The sequence below is a fragment of the Herbiconiux sp. L3-i23 genome (assembly GCF_023734115.1).
Classification (GTDB): Bacteria; Actinomycetota; Actinomycetes; order Actinomycetales; family Microbacteriaceae; genus Naasia.
Map to the genome: position 1 here is coordinate 1,987,611 of NZ_AP025737.1, position 18,526 is coordinate 2,006,136.

19 protein-coding genes are annotated in these 18,526 nt (G+C 70.4%); 10 read left to right on the forward strand and 9 right to left on the reverse strand.

The genetic code is table 11. The features are described from left to right. The first annotated feature begins 4 nt into the window (after positions 1–4). Positions 5–799: an aminotransferase class IV gene (locus NGH83_RS09400; RefSeq protein ID WP_251855999.1), complete on the forward strand. Its 795-nt coding sequence runs from the start codon at positions 5–7 to the stop codon at positions 797–799. On the opposite strand, the gene NGH83_RS09405 is transcribed toward NGH83_RS09400, so the two are convergent. Next, positions 796–2,037 (reverse strand): APC family permease, encoded by a 1,242-nt coding sequence (locus tag NGH83_RS09405; RefSeq protein WP_251856000.1) that lies wholly within the window; start codon positions 2,035–2,037, stop codon positions 796–798. The two genes, NGH83_RS09400 and NGH83_RS09405, sit on opposite strands and share 4 nt — an antisense overlap. A gap of 108 nt (positions 2,038–2,145) precedes the next feature. On the opposite strand from NGH83_RS09405, the gene NGH83_RS09410 reads away from it, so the two are divergent. Then, on the forward strand, positions 2,146–2,805 hold the full coding sequence (locus tag NGH83_RS09410; RefSeq protein ID WP_251858501.1) for a DedA family protein: 660 nt from the start codon (positions 2,146–2,148) through the stop codon (positions 2,803–2,805). Positions 2,806–3,030: 225 nt separating this feature from the next. Here the strand turns inward: NGH83_RS09410 and NGH83_RS09415 are convergent, their stop codons facing one another. From NGH83_RS09415 to NGH83_RS09435, 5 genes are all read right to left on the reverse strand, one after another. After that, the gene (locus NGH83_RS09415; protein ID WP_251856001.1) at positions 3,031–3,969 is read right to left on the reverse strand and encodes an ABC transporter substrate-binding protein; all 939 of its coding nucleotides are present in this window, start codon (positions 3,967–3,969) and stop codon (positions 3,031–3,033) included. Between the two features lie 44 nt (positions 3,970–4,013). After that, positions 4,014–4,763, reverse strand: coding sequence for an ABC transporter permease (locus NGH83_RS09420; protein WP_251856002.1), 750 nt, complete (start codon positions 4,761–4,763; stop codon positions 4,014–4,016). After that, entirely contained in the window at positions 4,760–5,467 is a 708-nt protein-coding gene (locus NGH83_RS09425) for an ABC transporter permease (protein ID WP_251856003.1), read from the reverse strand. The genes NGH83_RS09420 and NGH83_RS09425 overlap by 4 nt, the downstream gene beginning before the upstream one ends. Beyond that, a complete protein-coding gene (locus tag NGH83_RS09430; protein ID WP_251856004.1) occupies positions 5,464–6,339 on the reverse strand; it encodes an ABC transporter ATP-binding protein in 876 nt (291 codons plus the stop codon). The genes NGH83_RS09425 and NGH83_RS09430 overlap by 4 nt, the downstream gene beginning before the upstream one ends. A gap of 111 nt (positions 6,340–6,450) precedes the next feature. Next, entirely contained in the window at positions 6,451–7,086 is a 636-nt protein-coding gene (locus NGH83_RS09435) for a TetR/AcrR family transcriptional regulator (protein ID WP_251856005.1), read from the reverse strand. A gap of 171 nt (positions 7,087–7,257) precedes the next feature. On the opposite strand from NGH83_RS09435, the gene NGH83_RS09440 reads away from it, so the two are divergent. Together NGH83_RS09440 and NGH83_RS09445 are read left to right on the forward strand one after the other, a co-directional pair. Beyond that, on the forward strand, positions 7,258–7,983 hold the full coding sequence (locus tag NGH83_RS09440) for an SOS response-associated peptidase (RefSeq protein WP_251856006.1): 726 nt from the start codon (positions 7,258–7,260) through the stop codon (positions 7,981–7,983). Between the two features lie 52 nt (positions 7,984–8,035). Beyond that, positions 8,036–9,091, forward strand: coding sequence for an App1 family protein (locus NGH83_RS09445; RefSeq protein WP_251856007.1), 1,056 nt, complete (start codon positions 8,036–8,038; stop codon positions 9,089–9,091). A gap of 22 nt (positions 9,092–9,113) precedes the next feature. Here the strand turns inward: NGH83_RS09445 and NGH83_RS09450 are convergent, their stop codons facing one another. Beyond that, entirely contained in the window at positions 9,114–10,511 is a 1,398-nt protein-coding gene (locus NGH83_RS09450) for a glucose-6-phosphate dehydrogenase (protein ID WP_251856008.1), read from the reverse strand. 117 nt (positions 10,512–10,628) lie between these two features. Between NGH83_RS09450 and NGH83_RS09455 the strand changes: the two genes are divergently transcribed. Further along, a complete protein-coding gene (locus tag NGH83_RS09455) occupies positions 10,629–11,168 on the forward strand; it encodes a MarR family winged helix-turn-helix transcriptional regulator (protein WP_251856009.1) in 540 nt (179 codons plus the stop codon). 71 nt (positions 11,169–11,239) lie between these two features. After that, on the forward strand, positions 11,240–12,298 hold the full coding sequence (locus NGH83_RS09460) for an aromatic acid exporter family protein (RefSeq protein ID WP_251856010.1): 1,059 nt from the start codon (positions 11,240–11,242) through the stop codon (positions 12,296–12,298). A gap of 25 nt (positions 12,299–12,323) precedes the next feature. Here the strand turns inward: NGH83_RS09460 and NGH83_RS09465 are convergent, their stop codons facing one another. Beyond that, on the reverse strand, positions 12,324–13,481 hold the full coding sequence (locus NGH83_RS09465; RefSeq protein WP_251856011.1) for a glycoside hydrolase family 3 N-terminal domain-containing protein: 1,158 nt from the start codon (positions 13,479–13,481) through the stop codon (positions 12,324–12,326). Between the two features lies 1 nt (position 13,482). Beyond that, positions 13,483–13,968 (reverse strand): hypothetical protein, encoded by a 486-nt coding sequence (locus tag NGH83_RS09470; protein ID WP_251856012.1) that lies wholly within the window; start codon positions 13,966–13,968, stop codon positions 13,483–13,485. 148 nt (positions 13,969–14,116) lie between these two features. Between NGH83_RS09470 and NGH83_RS09475 the strand changes: the two genes are divergently transcribed. The 4 genes from NGH83_RS09475 to NGH83_RS09490 all read left to right on the forward strand — a co-directional run bounded on the left by NGH83_RS09475 (position 14,117) and on the right by NGH83_RS09490 (position 18,522). Further along, on the forward strand, positions 14,117–15,358 hold the full coding sequence (locus NGH83_RS09475) for an FAD-binding protein (protein ID WP_251856013.1): 1,242 nt from the start codon (positions 14,117–14,119) through the stop codon (positions 15,356–15,358). Positions 15,359–15,363: 5 nt separating this feature from the next. After that, complete coding sequence (locus tag NGH83_RS09480) at positions 15,364–16,512, forward strand: acyl-CoA dehydrogenase family protein (RefSeq protein WP_251856014.1); 1,149 nt, start codon at positions 15,364–15,366, stop codon at positions 16,510–16,512. 6 nt (positions 16,513–16,518) lie between these two features. Then, positions 16,519–17,043, forward strand: coding sequence for a 2'-5' RNA ligase family protein (locus NGH83_RS09485; RefSeq protein ID WP_251856015.1), 525 nt, complete (start codon positions 16,519–16,521; stop codon positions 17,041–17,043). A 672-nt stretch (positions 17,044–17,715) separates the two neighbouring features. Then, positions 17,716–18,522 (forward strand): alpha/beta fold hydrolase, encoded by an 807-nt coding sequence (locus NGH83_RS09490; RefSeq protein ID WP_251856016.1) that lies wholly within the window; start codon positions 17,716–17,718, stop codon positions 18,520–18,522. Positions 18,523–18,526 lie beyond the last annotated feature (4 nt).

The following is an 18,526-nucleotide window of genomic DNA, read 5'->3' on the forward strand; positions in this document are numbered from 1 at the left end:
CCCTATGAGCGAACAGGACGCCGGGGCGCCCGCCCTCTCCCGATTCCGGAACGGGGCGCTCGAGGCGATCGACACCTGCGAGGTCGCGCCGACCGCGGTGGTCGCCGCCGACTCGTGGTTCGTCGACGACGGCCGTGTGCTCGCCATCGACCTGCACCGCCAACGGTTCCTGCGGTCGATTCCCGCAGAGCTGCGGCCCGAGGGTGAGGCGTTCTTCGACGCGGTGCTCGCCGCGCTGCCACGGCAGGGCGAGTGGTTCCCGCGCGTCGACCTCCGTCGGTCCGGAGAGCGCTATGAGTTCCAGTTCCGCTCCCGTCCGGCTCCGAGAAGGGAGCGTTCGGTCGTGCTCGCCACTCACCGCGGACGCGACCCTCGCCGGGAGCCGACGGTCAAGGGTCCCGACCTCGAGGCGATGCTGCGGATCCGCACCGAGGCGCAGTCGCGCGGCGCTGGCGAGGCGGTCATCACCTCACCGGAGGGGTACCTGGTCGAGGGCGCGTACAGCGCGCTCGTCTGGTGGCGCGGCGACATCCTCGCCCTCCCCTCGGACGACCTCGAGCGCGTCGACTCGGTGACGGCACGCTCTCTCGAGACCCTGGCCACCGCGCTCGGCACCGAGGTCGTCCGCGAGCACACCACCGCGAACGAGCTCGACGGGCACGAGGTCTGGGCGTTGAGCGCGCTGCACGGCATCCGGATCGCGACCGCCTGGATCGACGGCCCCTCGCTCGCCGAGCGTCCGGGTCGCCTCGATCTGTGGCGTCGCCGACTCGACGCCCTCCGCCGGCCGCTCCCCTAGCGGCAAAGCGACCGCAGGATCAGGCGTAGCCCCGCACCGACCAGCACGACGACCGCGCCGGCGACGATCGACGCGGGCGGCAGGGTGACGACGAGCACGACGCAGCCGACCGCCCCGACGACGTCCAGGACGCGAGGATGCAGCCGATCGGCGCCCCTCTGCGTCGCCGCGGCGATGTTCGCGATCAGGTAGTAGAGCAGCACCCCGAACGACGAGAAGCCGATCGCGCCGCGCAGGTCGATGCTGAGCACGAGGACGACGACCACCACCGTGACGGTCGCTTCCGCGATGTAAGGCACGCCTCGACGCGAGACCCGCGCGAGCGACCTCGGCAGGTCGTCTTCGCGTCCCATGGCGAGTGCGGTGCGCGAGACGCCTGCCATCAGGGCGAGGAGCGCTCCGAGGGAGGCGAGGGCGGCCGCGACTGCGACCACCGGGGTGAGGGCGTCGAAGCCTGCCGCCGAGACCAGCGCAGACAGCGGCGCGGCCTCATCCTCGAGGCGCTCGGGACCCAGCCCGGTGAGGAGCGCGAACGCCACGGCGAGGTAGACGCCGAAGGCGACGACGAGGCAGATGATGACCGCGCGCGGGATGGTGCGACGCGGATCCCGCACCTCTTCGGCGAGGGTCGCGATGCGCGCGTACCCGGCGAAGGCGAAGAACAGGAGCCCGGCTGCCGACAGGATCCCGAGCGGCCCGCCCTCGATCCCGAGCGACTCGACGCGGATGCCGCCTCCTCCCCCGAATCCGACAATCACCACCATGACGAGCACGAGCAGCACCAGCACGACGACGATCCGCGCGACGAGTGCGGTGCGGGTGACGCCGAACCCTCCGACGATGCCCAGCACGACCACTGCCAGCGCCGCGACCGGCCGCTGCCAGGGTTCTGGCACCGCGTAGGCGGCGAAGGTCATGGCCATCGCCGCGCAGCTCGCGGTCTTGCCGACGACGAAGCTCCAGCCGGCGAGGTACCCCGCCCACGGTCCGAGCCGCTCGCGCCCGTAGACGTAGGTGCCTCCGGAGCGCGGGTACTGAACGGCGAGCTGCGCCGATGCCATCGCGTTGCAGAACGCGACGAAGCCGGCGATGACCAACGCGACGAGGATGCCGCCGCCCGCCGCCGCGGCAGCCGGGGCGAAGACCGAGAAGACTCCCGCGCCGACCATCGCCGCGAGCCCGATCGCGACGGCATCCGCAGTGCCGAGTCGTCGTTGAAGTGGCGGCTGCGGATGCACGCGCGAAGCGTACCGGCACCCGGTGAACCGACGGAGATGTGGATCAGCGGTCAGCATCACCCTCGAGAGTGAGGTGCCTCATAGGGCTCGACTTCTAAAGTGGCCAGTGTGAACGAGGTGCTCGACTGGGTGTTGCAGACGGTGCGCGACGTCGATCCCGTGCTCCGCACCGTGCTCTCGGGTGTCGCGATGTTCCTCGAGACCTCGATCCTCATCGGACTCATCGTGCCCGGCGACACCATCGTCATCGTCTCGGCCACCGGCGTCGCGAACCCGGTCGAATACTGGTCGCTCGTGGCGGTCGTCATCGTAGGGTCGCTCGCCGGCGAGAGCGTCGGCTTCGCCCTCGGCCGGTTCTTCGGACCCCGCCTGCGCGAGAGCCGATTGGGTCGACGACTGGGACACGACAACTGGCGTCGCGCCGAGTACTACCTCGCCCGCCGCGGCGGGCCGGCCGTCTTCATCAGCCGCTTCCTCCCCGTGCTGCACGCACTCATCCCGCTGACGGTCGGCATGAGCAAGATGAGCTATCGCCGCTTCATGGCGTGGACCGTGCCCGCCTGCACCATCTGGGCGTTCGCTTACATCTCGGTCGCCGCCGCCGCGGCTGAGGGGTACCGCTCGCTCGCCGACCGTCTGCACTACGCCGGTTACCTCTTCGTCGGCGCGATCGTCGGGTTCATCCTGCTCGCCGCACTCGTGCGGTGGCTGCTGCACCGCAGCCAGCGCCGTCACATGCAGGACCCGGACGAGCCGACTGCCCCGTAGCCCTGCCGAGGTGCCCAGTTCTGCGGGTGTTCGGGCGCTGCAACGCGCAGAACTGGGCACCTGAGCGGCCGGAGCCCGCTGAGGTGCCCAGTTCTGCGGGTGTTCACGCCTCGGCACCCGCAGAACTGGGCACCTCGCGCATACGCGACCGAGCATCGGGCGAAATGAAGCCGCCCGCCGCACCCCGGGGGTGCGACGGGCGGCTCCGTCAATCGATCCGACGGATCAGACGAGTCCCTTGGCCTCGAGGAACTTCGTCGCGATCTCGGCCGACGAGAGCTGGTCGTTGACGCTCTCGCCGTTCAGGGCGACGAGGTCCTCGGGAGTGAGGGCCGCGTCGACCTCGTTGATGACCGCCGCGATGTCGTCGGTCACCTTCTCGCTCGCGATCGGCACGACGTTCGAGGCCAGGAACAGGCCCTCGGGGTCGTCGAGCACGACGAGGTCGTTGGTGCCGATGTTCGGGTCGCCGGTGTAGATGTTGCCGACGTCGATGCTGCCGTCCTTCAGCGACTGCACCGTGACGGGGCCACCGCTGTCCTCGATCGCGAGGAACGACACGGTCACGCCGTACACCGACGACAGGCCCTCGGGCCCGTACGGACGGGTCTCGAGCTCGGAGTTGCCGCCGAGCACGACGTCGGAGACGTTCGCCAGGTCGGCGATGCTCGCCACGTTGTTCTCGTCGGCGAAGGCGCGGGTGACGACGTAGGAGTCCTGGTCGGTCGCGGGAGCCTGGTCGAGGACGCGGAGGCCCTCGGGCAGAGCGTCCTGGAGCGCCGCGTAGACGTCGTCGCTGGTCTTCGCCTCGGTCTCGGGGTCGTAGTACTGGAGCAGGTTGCCCGAGTACTCGGGGAACAGGTCGACCTCACCGTCTTCGATGGCGGGCAGGTACGCCTCGCGCTGACCGATCTGGAAGTTGCGCTCGACCTCGAAGCCGGCGTTCTCGAGCGCCTGAGCGTAGATCTCGGCGATGATCTCGTTCGAGTAGTACGCCTGCGAGCCGATGACGATGGCCTCGGTCTCGCTGGCGTCGCTGTCCGATCCCGACTCGAGCGGGTCGCCCGACGCGCACCCTGCCAGGGCGATTACGGCCCCGACCGCGATCGCGCCGACGGCGAAACGGCCGCGGCCGAATCGGCCCTTCCCTCGTGCTGTGTTCATTGCAGTACCTCTCTGGTTTGCTCTGCCGCGCAGGCGGCGGAGCCTCATTCGGCGGTGGATTCCGCCAGCCGGGGCGCCCTGCGAGCGCGTCCCCGGACGACTGTGGCCTGACCCGCCGACACCCCGCGGGGGACGACGACGCGTTGCAGGACGATGAAGACGCCCTCGAAGAGGAGGGCGAGGAGGGTGACGAGGAGCGAACCGGCGAGCATGAGCGCGTAGTCGCGGCTTGCGAGGCCCTCGAAGATGTAGCGTCCGAGGCCGCCGTTGAACGCATACGCCCCGATCGTCACCGTCGCGATGACCTGGAGGAACGCGGCGCGGAGTCCGCCGATCAGCAGCGGGAGTCCGAGCGGCATCTCCACCTTGGTGAGGATCTGCAGCTCGGTCATCCCCACCGCGCGCGCCGAGTCGATGGTGGTGCGATCGATCGCCTCGAGTCCCGAGTACGCGCCGGCGAGCACCGACGGGATCGCGAGCAGTACGAGCACGACCTCCATCGACCAGTACGCCGCCGAGATGCTGCCGATCGGCACGGCGAGCAGTAGCAGGAGGAAGACGAAGAGGCCGAGGGTCGGCAGCGCCCGCGCGGCACCCGACAGCACGACCGCGATGTTGCGGCCGCGCCCGGTGTGCCCGATGAGGTAGCCGAGCGGGATGGCGATGACCGCCGCGATCGCGACGGCGACGACCGTATATCCGAGGTGCTCGAGGAGGCGGATGGGCACGCCCTTCGCGCCCGTCCAGTTCGCGGGGTCGAGCAGCCAGCCGAAGGCGTCGCCGAACAGGTTCACGAGGTCACCTCCTCCACGGTCACGGCGCGAGCGCGGCGGGCCCCGGCCTTGCGGGGGGCGGTCCACGGCAGGGCGAGGCGCCCGAGCAGCACGAGCAGTAGATCGAACGCCACCGCGATGACGACCACGGCGACGATGCCCGCGAGCACCTCTTCGGGGATGCGACGCTGCAGGCCGTTCGTGAACAGGTATCCGAGGGTCGTCACGCCGACGAGCTGCCCGACGGTCAGCAGGCTGACGGTGCTGACGGCGACGACCCGCACCCCCGAGAGCAGAACCGGCCCCGCGAGCGGCAGCTCGACCCGCCAGAACCGCTGCCACGGCGAGAAGCCCATCGCGGTGGCGGACTGCAGGATGCCCCTGTCCACCTCGGAGAACCCGTTGGCGGCGACGCCGACCATCAACGCGATCGCATAGAGCGTCAGCGCGATCTGCACGTTGATCGGGTCGGTGATCGGCGTTCCGATGACCGCCGGCAGGCTCACGAACAGCGGCAGGGAGGGGATCGTGTAGAGCAGCGCGCTGATGGTGAGGAGCAGTCCGCTCACCCAGCGCAGCGACGCGCGGGCGGAACGCGAGCGGTAGGCGACCCACCCGATCGGCACGCTGAGCAGGAAGCCGATCACGATCGGCGGGATGCTGAGCGCGATGTGCGTGAGCGAGAGTTCGAGAATCAGGCCGATGTTCGACCACACCCACGTCACGACCGGTGCTCACCCTGCGCCGAAGCACCCACGGCGTGGGCCGTGGCCTCTCCCCGCTCGCCGACGAGTCGACCGGCCGGACGCCCGTCGGCGTCGATGAGCACGTCGGCGCCGTCGCGACGCTCGATGCGGAGGGCGCGGCGACCGCGGTCGGCGCCGATGAAATCGGCGACGAAGTCGTTCGCGGGCGCAGCGAGGATCTCGGCGGGCGACCCCTTCTGCGCGATGCGGCCGCCCTTCTGCAGGATGACGATCTGGTCGCCGAGCAGGAAGGCCTCGTCGATGTCGTGGGTGACGAACACGACGGTCTTGTCGAGCTCCTTCTGCAGTCGTACGGTCTCGCGCTGCAGCTCGGTGCGCACGATGGGGTCGACCGCACCGAACGGCTCGTCCATCAGCAGGATGTTGGGGTCGGCGGCGAGACCGCGGGCGACGCCGACGCGCTGCTGCTGGCCGCCGGAGAGCTGGCTCGGGTACCGGTCGGCGAGCGAGCGGTCGAGCCCGACGACGTCGAGCAGTTCGAGGGCGCGCTCACGCGCCTGCTTCTTCGACACGCCCTCGAGCAGCGGGACGGTGGCGACGTTGTCGACCACCTTTCGGTGCGGCAGCAGACCGGAGTTCTGCATCACGTAGCCGATGCGGCGGCGCAGGGCGACGGCCGGCGACGACGCCACGTCGTCGTCGTCGATGAGGACCGCGCCGGCAGTCGGGTCGACCATGCGGTTGATCATGCGCAGCAGGGTCGTCTTGCCGCAGCCGGACGACCCGACGAGCACCGTGATGCTGCGCGACGGGATCAGGAGATTGAAGTCCTCGACCGCGAGGGTCCCGTCGGGGAACCGCTTGGAGACAGAGCGGAACTCGATCGACATCTCTGAGCGCTCTTTCCTTCGGCTGACGTAGGGCAGACCGACGAGGAACTCAACCACCGAAGGCTGAGGAATCCCTCACAGTCCGCGCGGCCAGCGTAGGCCGAAGACGCGTCAGTCGAGCGGATGTTGCGCTAAGTAACGTCCGCCTACGCTCTTCGCCTCGGCGATGAGCCGCTCGTCACCCTCGGCCGACGCATCGAACGCGCGGTGCACGAGCACCTCGCACAGGGCGAGGGTCACCCGCAGACGGAACTCGAGATCGTCATCCTCGGTCGCCGCCTCGCGGAGCCCTCCCGCGAGGGCGCGGATGAGCGCCTGCTCCATGGTGTCGCCGCCGCCCGGGCCCGGCGTCGCCACGGCGGTGCCGAGCTTCAGGACCCGATAGCCGGGCTCGCGGCGGTGGAACTCGACGAGCACATCGACGATCGTGTCGACCCTATCCTGCGGCGACGCCTCCGGCTGGGTGGCGAACGCCTCGTCGATGCGCGTGAGCAGCCGGGTGAGGGCGCGGTGCGCGAGCCCGTCGAGAACCGCCACACGATCAGGGAAATAGCGGTAGACGGTGCCGATGGACGCCCCCGCCCGATCGGCCACCATCGCGGTCGTCATGCGGTCGGCGCCGACCTCTTCAATGACCTCCGCCGCAGCATCGAGCAACGCCGAGAGACGTGCGGCGCTGCGGGCCTGGACGGGCTCGTTGCGCAACCGCGACTCCTGCGAATCGCTGCGCGCTCCGTCGATCAGCATTTTCCTCCCCCATGTCCCCGGCGACAATAACCGGCGCCCCCAGGCGGGGGCAAACTGAGCATCGGACATGATGCCCGACCACGCGGGGCCGCTCCGACCAGACGCCCCCGTCCTGACGAGATCTCAGTACCGACTCCGTGCGATGTCAGTGGTGCCGACGAGAATGGGAGCATGTGCGGGCGATACGTGGCGGCGAAAGATGTGAAGAGCATCGTCGAGTTCTTCGACGTCGATCTGGTGGGCGAGAACCTCGCGCCGCAGTCGTGGAACGTCGCCCCCACGGTGCCGGTCAACGTGCTGATCGACACGGTGCCGAAGGGCGCGTCGGCGAGCGAGCCGACCCGCAGGCTCGAGGCGGCCCGCTGGGGGCTGGTCCCGACGTGGGCGAAGGATGTCGCGGTCGGGTCGCGCATGTTCAACGCCCGCATCGAGGAGGCCGCCGACAAGCCGGCGTTCAAGAAGGCCGTCGCGAAGCGTCGGGCCGCGATCCCCGCGAGCGGTTACTACGAGTGGCGCACCCTCGCCGACGGATCGAAGACGCCGTTCTACATCAGCCCGGGCGACGACGGGTTCCTCGTCTTCGCGGGGCTCTACGAGTGGTGGCGCAACCCCGCCGCCGCCGACGACGCCCCCGACAAGTGGCTGCTGTCGACCACGATCCTCACGCAGGACTCCTCCGGTCCGCTCAGCGAGATCCACGACCGCATGCCGGTGGTGCTCGACGTCGACGCGCTCGACCACTGGCTCGACCCGGCGATGGAGGGCGACATCGATCTGCTCACCGACATCGCCGACGAGGGCGCGGCGATCTCGTCCGATCTCGACCTCCGCCAGGTCGGTGGCGCCGTCGGCAACGTGCGCAACGACTCTCCCGCGCTGCTCGAGCCCGTCGCCTGACGGCCGCGGAGGGTCGCCGGGGCGCCCGGACCTCACGCAATAGGCTGAAGAGGTGTCCGGCACCCGCAAGCAACGCAGTCAGGCGACCGGGTCGGCTGCGCTGATCCTCGGCCGCGCAGCCCGGATCGAAGACGCGATCCAGGAGTTCCGCGAGAAGCGAGCGCGTTCGCGCGGTCTGCTACCGACGGTGATCCCGTACGCCGGCTACGGTGGCGCAGGCTGGGTTCGTGTGCTCGGCAGGGTGCTGCTCACCCGCGAGGCACGCTCCCCCCGCCCCAGCGTGCGCGGATGGCGCAGCTTCACGAGCGTCGCCGTGAACGACGTCAACGTCGTCATCACCATCGGCAAGACCGAGCACCGCGTGCACGCCGACCGGGGCGGCGTGATCGATGTGCGACTGAAGTCGCGCCTGTCGCCCGGGTGGCGGACGGTGACGATGCGCACCGACGATCCCGACGGCCCCGACTCGGCCGCCGTCGAGGCACCGGTCTACATCGTCGACGGCGAGACCCGCTTCGGGCTGCTCTCCGACATCGACGACACGGTCATGGTGACGGCGCTGCCCCGCCCTCTGCTGGCGGCGTGGAACACGTTCGTGCTCAACGAGCACGCGCGAACCCCCACGCCCGGCATGGCGGTGCTCTACGACCGGATCATCAAGGCGCACGACGGCAGCCCCACCATCTACCTGTCGACGGGCGCGTGGAACGTCGCCCCGACCCTGTCGCGGTTCCTCGGACGCAACCTGTACCCGCGCGGGCCGATGCTGCTGACCGATTGGGGCCCGACCCACGACCGGCTGTTCCGCAGCGGCCGACAGCACAAGGTCGACTCCCTCGCGCGCCTCGCCACCGAGTTCCCCGACGTCAAGTGGCTGCTCGTCGGCGACGACGGTCAGCACGACGAGGAGATCTACGGCGAGTTCGCCCTCGCGCATCCGAACAACGTCGCGGCGGTGGCGATCCGTCAGCTGTCGAGCGGTGAAGCGGTGCTCGCCGGTGGTCGCAGCAAAGCCGACGACTACAGCAGGCGCACCGACGTGCCGTGGGTGTACGCCCCCGACGGGGCGGGGCTCGCGTCGGGGCTCGCCGGCATCGGCGTCCTCTGACGGCAGCCCACTCCGCCCGGGGTCAGCGCCAGTCGGTCGGTCCGTGCGAGCCGGCGCGGTAGCTGTCGAGCGGCACGTCGCCCGATCGCCACGCCTCGAGGACAGGGGTGACGATCCGCCAGCACTGCTCGGCCACATCACCGCGCACCGACAGAGTCGGGTCGCCGGCGAGCACTCCGCGCAGCACCTCGCCGTACTGGGTCAGTTCGGGGCTCGCCACCTCGGTCTCGAGCGTCGCCCGGTCGAGGTGGAAGGGATCCTTCTCGCCGTTCACCGCGAAGTCGAGCTCGAAGACCTGAGGGTGGATGCCGATCACGAATCGCTCGGGAACCCGTTTGCCGGTGAGGCCGTGCGGCACGAAGGCGGGCGCCCGGAAGTGCACCTCGATCTGCCGACGCGGCTCGGCGATCGCCTTGCCCGAGCGCAGGGTGAAGGGAACCCCGGCGAAGCGGCGGGTGTTCACCTCGACGACCATCTCGGCGAGCGTCTCGGTCTCGCGCGACGGGTCGACGCCCTCCTCGTCGACGTACGACGGGAGCGTGCGTCCGTCGATGGTGCCCGCCGTGTAGCGGGCGCGACGCGACGGCGCATCGGTGCTGTGCAGCACCGGCTCGCCGGTCCACACGCGGGTCGCCTTCAGGACCTGGGCGGTGCTGTTGCGGAAGTCGTCCTCGTCGATCGAGATCGGCGGCTCCATGGCGATGATCGACAGCAGCTGAAGCAGATGCGACTGGAGCATGTCGACGAGGGCGCCCGCTCCGTCGTAGTAGCCGGCGCGCCCCTCGAGGCCGAGCTGCTCGTCGTAGACGATCTCGACGCGCTCGATGTTCTCGGCGTTCCAGACGGGTTCGAGGATGCGCCCCGCGAAGCGCATGCCGAGCAGCCCGAGCACGGTCGGCTCGCCGAGGAAGTGGTCGATGCGGTGCACCTGATGCTCGGGCACGATCTTCGCGATCTTGCGGTTGAGCGCGGCGGCCGACCGGGTGTCCGACCCGAACGGCTTCTCGAGGGCGAGGATGGTGCCCTTCGGTAACTCGATGTCGGCGAGCACGTCGATCACGTCGGTCACCACCGACGGCGGCAGTGCGAAGTAGAGCACGGGGATGCCGGTCACCGACCCGAGAATGCGTTCGAGATCGGCCTTGTCGGTCGGGTCTCCGGCCACGTAGTCGGCGTGCTGCGCGAGCGAGGCCGCCGCGTCGTCGCCGGCACCGCCCTCGACGAGCCCCTCGCGCACCGCGCTGCGCCACTCGTCCGTCGACTTCTCGGAGCGTCCCGAGCCGAGGATGACGAGGTCGTCGGCGAGCGCGGATTCGCGGTCGTCGCTCGAGCCGAGCAGACTGCCGAGTCCCGGCAGCAGCAACCGCTTGGTGAGATCGCCGCTCGCACCGAAGATGACCAGGGTTCCGACATCGCTCATGCCCCGACCCTATTGCGCGACGTCCAGCTGCGGCTGAGCCGCCGCCCAGGAACGCTCGCGAATTCCCCGGGTCGGCGTGAGCCGCGCGCCGCGCCCGCGATGCACTAGCGTTCTGCCATGGCGGACGGCGATATCCGGTTGCCCTTCGAGGGGGGCACCAGTTTCCTGCTGACCGCCTGCGGCTCGGAGGTGCGCAAGCGGTGGGCGCGCATGCTCGCCGACCACGGTCTGACGCCGCACCACTTCGCGTTGCTGCAGGTGCTCGAGCACATCGAGGAGGCCAGCCAGAAGCAGCTGTCCGCGGCGGTCGGCATCGACCCCCGCAACGCGCCTCCCCTGCTCGACCTCCTCGACGACCGCGACCTGATCTCGCGCGCCGACTCGACGGAGGATCGACGCCGTCAGGTGATCCGATTGACCGCTCTGGGACGCTCGATCGTCGGCTTCCTGCAGAAGACCGGCCAGGAGATCGAGGACGAGTACTTCGCGCCGCTCGGAGCAGACGAGACGCAGGAGCTGCGCCGACTCCTGCTCCGCCTCAGCACACGCGGCCTGCGCGGCGCCCCCGCCGAAGAGCAGGACGGGGCGGCGTACGCCGCCGCGCCGCGCCGCGCGATCCGGTCGCGCGCGGGTGAAGGCCACCCGTTCCTCTACTGACGTTCCGCTTCCCGTGACGGCCGAGGGCCGAACAGCCTCATCGGTCGCGGCGGTCTCGTTAGCCTTGGAGGGTGCGAGTCTCCCTGCCCGTCCGCGTCGCCCGCCGCGTCCCGTTCGTGCAGGTGGTCAAGACGGCGCTCGCGGCGGTCCTCGCCTGGGTCGTGGTGTCGGCGCTTCTGCCGGACGAGCCTCCGATCTTCGCCGTGATCGCCGCCCTGATCGTCGTCCAGCCGAGCGTCAACCAGACGTACGCGAAGGCTTTCGAGCGCAGCCTCGGAGTGGTGCTCGGCGTCGTCCTCGCTCTCGGAGCGGTCCTCGCGCTCGGCCAGCAGAGCTGGTTGGTGCTGCTCGCCACTGTCATCGCCGTGTTCGCGGGCTGGGCACTGCGGCTCACACCCGGTTCGTCGACGCAGGTCGCGATCAGCGCACTGCTCGTGCTCTCGATCGGCGCCGCCACCCCCGAGTACGCGTTCGCCCGCATCATCGAGACGCTGATCGGCGCGGCCATCGCTCTGATCGTGAACGCTGCGATCGTCCCGCCCCTGCTCACCGCGCCCGCTCGACTGGCCGTCGCCCGGCTGGCGCACGCCGAAGCGGACCGCATGGACGACCTCGCCGTGCTGCTCGACTCCGATCCGTCACCGAAGCAGTTGCACGACGCACTGCTCGCCGCTCGCGGGCTCCGAGAGCTGCGCGCCGCGGCGCTCGACGCGGTCGCCCAGGGCTCCGACTCGCTCGCATTCAACCCGCGGCGATCGAGGCACCGCGAGCAGTTCACCCGAGATTCGGCGCTCATGGCGCGCCTCGATCCGCTCGTCACGCAGATCATCGGACTCGCCCGCGGGCTGCGCGACTCGTGGAGCCCCGACCTCGTCGGCGAGCCGCTGATTGCGGGGATCGCCGAAGAGCTGCGCCGCGCCGCCCACGATCTGCGGCTGCTGGTGCGCCACCTGGAAGGACCGGACTCGAGGCGCACCACCGAGTTCGCGCCGGCCGCCGCCGACGACGACGCGGTCCCGGCGCTCACGCGTCCGCTCGCCGTCGCCGCGCCTCCCCCGAGGCACTGGGTGCTCGTGGGCGCTCTCCTCGAGGATCTGCGCCGCATCCGTCAGGAGATCCGCGGCGAATGAGGCCGCTCGTTTCGGCGGAGCGGGTTCAGCGCGCGGCGATCCGGGCGGCGAGCACACGACGCGCGGCGTCGTCGAGGGTCTCCATAGGGATGCGCCCCGTCTCGACCGCGGCCGTGACGCCGTCGACGAGCGCGATCGGGTCGACCCCCGACACCTCCGGGTCGGCGGCGAGCACGTAGACGAGCACGTCGTTGCCCGCCTCGACCGCGCGCACGGCGTTCTCGACCGGGTCCTGGAACTCGGCGACCCCACTGTGCTGCAGCATGAGCATGTCGTCGGTCACCGCGAGCCCGTCGAAGCCGAGGTCGTCGCGAAGCACCTCGTGCCACCGCGTCGACAACGACGCGGGCTGCGGGTCGACCGCGGTGTAGGCGAGGTGGCCGAACATGACCGCCTCGGCCTTCGCGGCGATTCCGCGCTCGAAGGGCAGCGCGTCGGTCGCCCGCCATTCATCGAATCCCACATCGGTTGACGGCACCGAGACATGCGAGTCGGAGTCCGAACGCCCGTGCCCGGGGAAGTGCTTGAGGGTCGACATGGTGACGCCGCTCTCGCCGAGCACCGCCTGCTCGACGCGGGCGGCGCTGTCTTCGGGTGTCGTGCCGAGCACGCGGTCGAAGATGAACGAGTCGGGGTCAGCGGTGACGTCGGCGACGATGCCGAAATTCATGTCGATGCCGGCGCGCGCGATGAGGTCGGCCCGGCCGCGGAACGCCGCCTGCGTCGCCTCCGCCGGTTCGGCGCGCAGCTGCTCGGCAGCAGGCAGGTCGTCCTCGTCGATGCGCGCGACGTATCCGCCTTCCTGGTCGACCGCCACGAGCGGCGGGAGGGTCGGATCGACCGTGAGCGACGCGGTCGTCGCGGCGATCTGGTCGACCCCGCCACCGACGTTGTCGCCCATCACGATGAAGCCGCCCGCCCCCGTCGATGCCATGAAGCCGTTGAGCGCCGCCCCGTCGGTTCCCGGGTAGTGCAGCATCATCAGGCTCGCGACCTTGTCGCGCACCGAGAGTTGCGCGAGGCGCTCGTCGATCTCCGCCTTCACCGGATCGGTGGGCGTCGGCGAAGGGGTCGGCGACGCGGTCGTCGCCGAGGGGCTCGGTGCGGCGGCGGGCGCGGCGCAGGCGCCGAGCGCGGCGACCACCCCGACGACGAGGAGTCCGGCTGCGGCGCGGCGGATCACCTCAGTCGACGCACCAGCGGAGCGTCGCGAGCTCGGAGCGTCCGATGCCGAGCGCGACCGCCTCGCGCGTGACACGGTCGCGGAGTCCGTCGCGGGCGAGGCCGTCCGTGTCCGTTCCGCCGACCCCGTCGCGGGCGAGGATCCAGACCGTCGTGCCGGTGCGGAGAGTCGGAGTCGAGCGGACCAGGGCGACGCTGCGGGCACCGTCGACGACGATCGATCCGGCGGCGCGGAACGCGAAGGCCCACCCTCGGCCCCGCCAGTGGTGGACGGCGTGCTCATCGAGGCGATGGTAGCCGCGGAGGATGCGAGGCCGCCCCGATTCGACCCATCTGATGTCGCTGCGCATCCGGTGGGGGTCTCCATCGATCCGTTCATCGACGATGACGAGGTCGGACTTGCGCGGGTCGCCTCCGAAGGAGGAGTTCGTCGCACACACGCGCCACGTCGCATGGGCGAGACGCAGCGACGACTCGGAACTGAGCATGGGCGAGACAGTAGGGGCACCCGGCGCGTCGCCGGTAGAGGCCGTCGGTAACGGATCGGAAACGCCGGGGCGACGACGCCGGAAAAGGAGTCGCCGGCCGCGCGGAACCGCCGGAAAGCGCCGACTCCCGCCCTGTACCCTGTGCTGCGTGACTCCACGCAACTGGGCGGGCAACTACGAATTCGCGGCGCGCCGGTGGGCGCACCCGGCCTCGGTCGGCGAGCTGCAGGAGATCGTCTCCGCCGGTGGGCCGGTGCGCGCGGTCGGTACCCGGCACTCGTTCAACGACATCGCCGATTCCCCCGGCACCCTCGTCGTGCTCGACCGGATGGACGGCGGTGTCGAGATCGACGAGGTGGAGGGCATCGCCTGGGTGTCCGGCGGCATGCGGTACGGCGATCTCGGCGCTCTGCTGCAGGATGCGGGGCTCGCTCTGCACAACCTCGCCTCGCTCCCCCACATCTCCGTGGCCGGGTCGATCGCGACCGGCACCCACGGTTCGGGGGCGCGCAACGGTTCGCTCGCGACGGCGGTCGCCGCTCTCGAACTGGTCACCGCCGACGGCGAGCTGCGAACGCTCCAGCGAGGCGACCCCGACTTCGACGGCGCCGTGGTCGGGCTCGGCGCGCTCGGCATCGTCACCCGGGTGGCGCTCGAGGTCCGTCCCACATTCGAGCTCGAACAGAACGTGCTGCTCGACCTGCCCTTCGAGGAGGTCGCCGACTCGCTCGGAGCCATCCTCGGGCAGGGGTACAGCACGAGCCTCTTCACCCGGTGGCAGACGCCCACCATCGACCAGCTGTGGGTCAAGGCTCCCGCCGGCGAGGGCGTCACCGTTCCCGCGGGTGGCACCCCTGCACCGGGCAAGATGCATCCGATCGTCGGCGTCGACCCTCAGCACACGACCGACCAGGGCGGCGTGCCCGGAGCGTGGCTCGACCGACTCCCCCACTTCAAGATGGGCTTCACCCCCAGCGCCGGCGACGAGCTGCAGAGCGAGTTCTTCGTGGGCGCCGACCGTGCCGCCGACGCGCTCGCAGTGGTGGCGTCCCTCGCCGATCGCATCGCGTCGGTGCTGCTGGTCAACGAGATCCGCGCCATCGCGGAGGACGAGCTGTGGCTTTCGGGCGCGTACGGTCGCGACACGGTGGCGTTCCACTTCACCTGGCAGCAGCGACCCGACGAGGTCCGCGACGTTCTCACCGTGCTTGAACGCGAGCTCGCGCCGTTCGAGGCGCGCCCGCACTGGGGCAAGGTGTTCACCGCACGGCGTGAGCAGATCGCGCCGCTCTACCCACGCTTCGACGACTTCCTATCGCTGCGCGCGCGACTTGATCCCGATGACGTCTTCGTGGGCCAGTACACCCGGCGCATCCTCCTCGAGGACTGACACCGATGCGACGTCTGCTCTCCGACGACCTGCTCGAACGCATCCACGAGCGCGCCCCGGGCTACGACCGCGACAATCGCTTCTTCACCGAGGATCTCGACGAGCTGAAGGCCGCCGGATACCTCTCGGCGCTCGTTCCCGAATCGTTCGGGGGTCGCGGGCTGAGTCTCCGCGAGGTCGCCGCCGAGCAGCAGCGTCTCGCGGCCGCCGCCCCGGCGACCGCTCTCGGAGTGAACATGCACCTCGTGTGGACGGGCGTCGCGAAGGCCGTGCACGACCGCGGCCTCGACTTTCTCGACCAGGTGCTCATCGAGGCGGCGCAGGGCGAGGTCTTCGGCTTCGGGATCAGCGAGGCGGGCAACGATCTCGTCCTCTCGGGCTCGCGCACCGAGGCGGCGCCCGACGGCGACGGCGGATATCGGTTCACCGGCACGAAGATCTTCACCTCCCTCTCGCCCGCGTGGACCCGGCTCGGGCTGTTCGGACTCGACACCACCTCGGCCGATGCGCCGAAGCTCGTGCACGCGTTCATCCGCCGCGACCAGCCCGGCTACCGCATCCTCGACGACTGGAACACCCTCGGCATGCGGGCCACTCAGAGCAACAGCACCGTGCTCGAAGGCGCCCACGCACCCGCGGTCCGCGTCGTCCGCCGGCTCGATCCCGGCCCCAACCCCGATCCGCTGGTGTTCGGGATCTTCGCGAACTTCGAGATCCTGCTCGCCTCCGTGTACACGGGAATCGGCGCGAGGGCCCTGGAGCTCGCCGTCGCGGCGGCGAAACGGCGGACGTCGATGAAGAATGACGGCGCCCCCTATTCCGACGACCCGGACATCCGCTGGCGGATCGCCGACGCCGCCATCGCGCAGGACGCCCTCGCGCCGCAGATCGCTTCCCTCGCCCGCGATGTCGATGAGCTGGTCGACCATGGTGCGCAGTGGTTCCCGAAGCTGGTGGGGCTGAAGGTCCGTGCGACCGAGACCGCCCGGGTCGTGGTCGACAAGGCGATCCGCGTGTCAGGGGGCTCGTCGTATTCGGCGGAGTCGGAACTCGCGCGGCTCTACCGCGATGTGCTGGCGGGCATGTTCCATCCCTCCGACGATGAGTCCGCGCACGCCACCGTGGCGAACGCCTGGCTCGGACCGGTCGGCTGACCCGCGGTGCCGAGCATCGAGCTGATCCTCGACGACGACGGCGACGCCCGAGTCCGGGAGGGCTGGCGCGCGCTCGCCGACGCGGGGCTGCCGAGCCAGGCCGACCACCAGGGCACTTCGAACGCGCCGCACGTGACCGCCGCGTTCACGACGACGCCGCTCGCACCGTTCGCCGTCGAACCTCCGGCCGGGCCGGTGACGCTCGGCGGGGTGCTGCTCTTCCCGCACCGTCGCGGGGTGGTGCTCGGACGCGCGGTGGTCGTGACCGCGGATCTTCTCGACTGGCACCGACGCCTGCACGCCTCCCTGCCGCCCGACGCGGACGTCGACCCTCGCACTCGCCCGGACGCCTGGACCCCGCACGTCACCCTCGCCCGCCGCATCCCCGCGGACGCGGTCGGCCGCGCCGTCGAGGTCTTGGCCCACGACGACCTCCGCATCCGCTTCACGTCGGTCCGCCTCTGGAACGGAGCATCGAAGACCCTGACGCCGCTCTCCCCGGTCGTCGAGTCCCACCCGGTCGTCGAGTAGGGCCGCCAGGCCCGTACCGAGAGCGCAGCGTCTGACCTCGGCGCCATGGTCTCGATGCGCTTCGCTTACTCGACCCGTCTCGATACGCTCCGCTACTCGACGACCGGGAAAAGGCCCGCCCGCCCGTTGAGCGAAGCGATACGAAGGGCGCCGGGTCCACACAGTGCCATGGTCTCGATGCGCTTCGATTACTCGACCCGTCTCGATACGCTCCGCTACTCGACGACCGGGTGAAGGCCCGCCCGCCCCGAGAAGCGATACGAAGGGCGGCTGGTCGCTGAGGAGGCCGTTCGCGGCCGTCGCGATGCGACGCGAGTTTGTCGTTGTGCTCGAAGTTCGAACGGATGCGAAGTTCCTCGCTTCGCGACGGCCCTGGCGGGCCTCCTCAGCGAGCAGGGGTCGAAGCTCATTGCTGTGGTCTCGATGCGCTCCGCTCACTCGAGCCTGGGCCCACCGCGCACGCTTGCGCGGGGGACTCGATACGCTCCTCCGTCGCTACTCGACGACCGGGTCAGGGTCCGCCCGCTGAGCGAAGCGATACGTCAGCTCGCGGCCTCAGTGTCTGCTGAGGTGGGCACTCAAGGGGGCGTGGGCGGCGTGGGCGGGGCGGTCGGCGCGTTATCGTCTCCGGGGTGCCGCCGCGAACCGAGCAGTGGCGACAGAGAGGGAACGATGCCGTCCATCACGACCGACGACGGGGTGCGCCTCAGCTACACCGAACACGGCGACCCGAACGGTCGCCCCGTTGTGCTGATCGCCGGCTTCAAAGCACCCGCTACGACGTGGGTGTACCAGCAGAAGGCGCTCGCCAAAGCGGGATACCGGGTCATCTCCTTCGATCGACGCGGCCACGGCCTCTCCGACCGGCCCGGCACGGGCGCGTCCATGGCGGGACACGGCGACGACCTCGCCGCCCTGCTCGACACCCTCGACCTGCACGGCGTCGTGCTCGTCGGCGGGTCGATGGGAGGCAACACGATCTGGGCGTACGTCGACCGGCACGGCACCGACCGGCTGCGCGGCGTCGTCATCGTCGATCAGACGCCCAAGATGCTGAACACCGCCGACTGGCCGTACGGCTTCTACGACTACGACGAGAGCAACCGCGACACCTTCTTCGCCGACAGCGTCCCGAATCCGGGGCGGCACTCGTTGGCGTCGAAGGGCCCCGTGCGCTTCCTCCGGATGCTCGGCGCCTTCAACGCCCGGGAGCCGCGCGAGCTCACCGCCCCCGACAAGGAGCTCCTCGCCTCGCATGCCAAGGCCGACTGGCGCGACGTCATCGCACGCACCGACGTGCCCGCGCTCTTCGTCGCGGGACGGCAGAGCGAACTCTGGCCCGCCGAGCACGCCGCCGCCTCCGCCCGCCTCGCCCCGAGAGGCGAGTCCGTCGTCATCGAACGCGACGGTCACGCCGCGAACATCGAGCAGCCCGGTCGGTTCAACTCGATCCTGATCGACTTCCTGGGCCGCGCCTGACGCT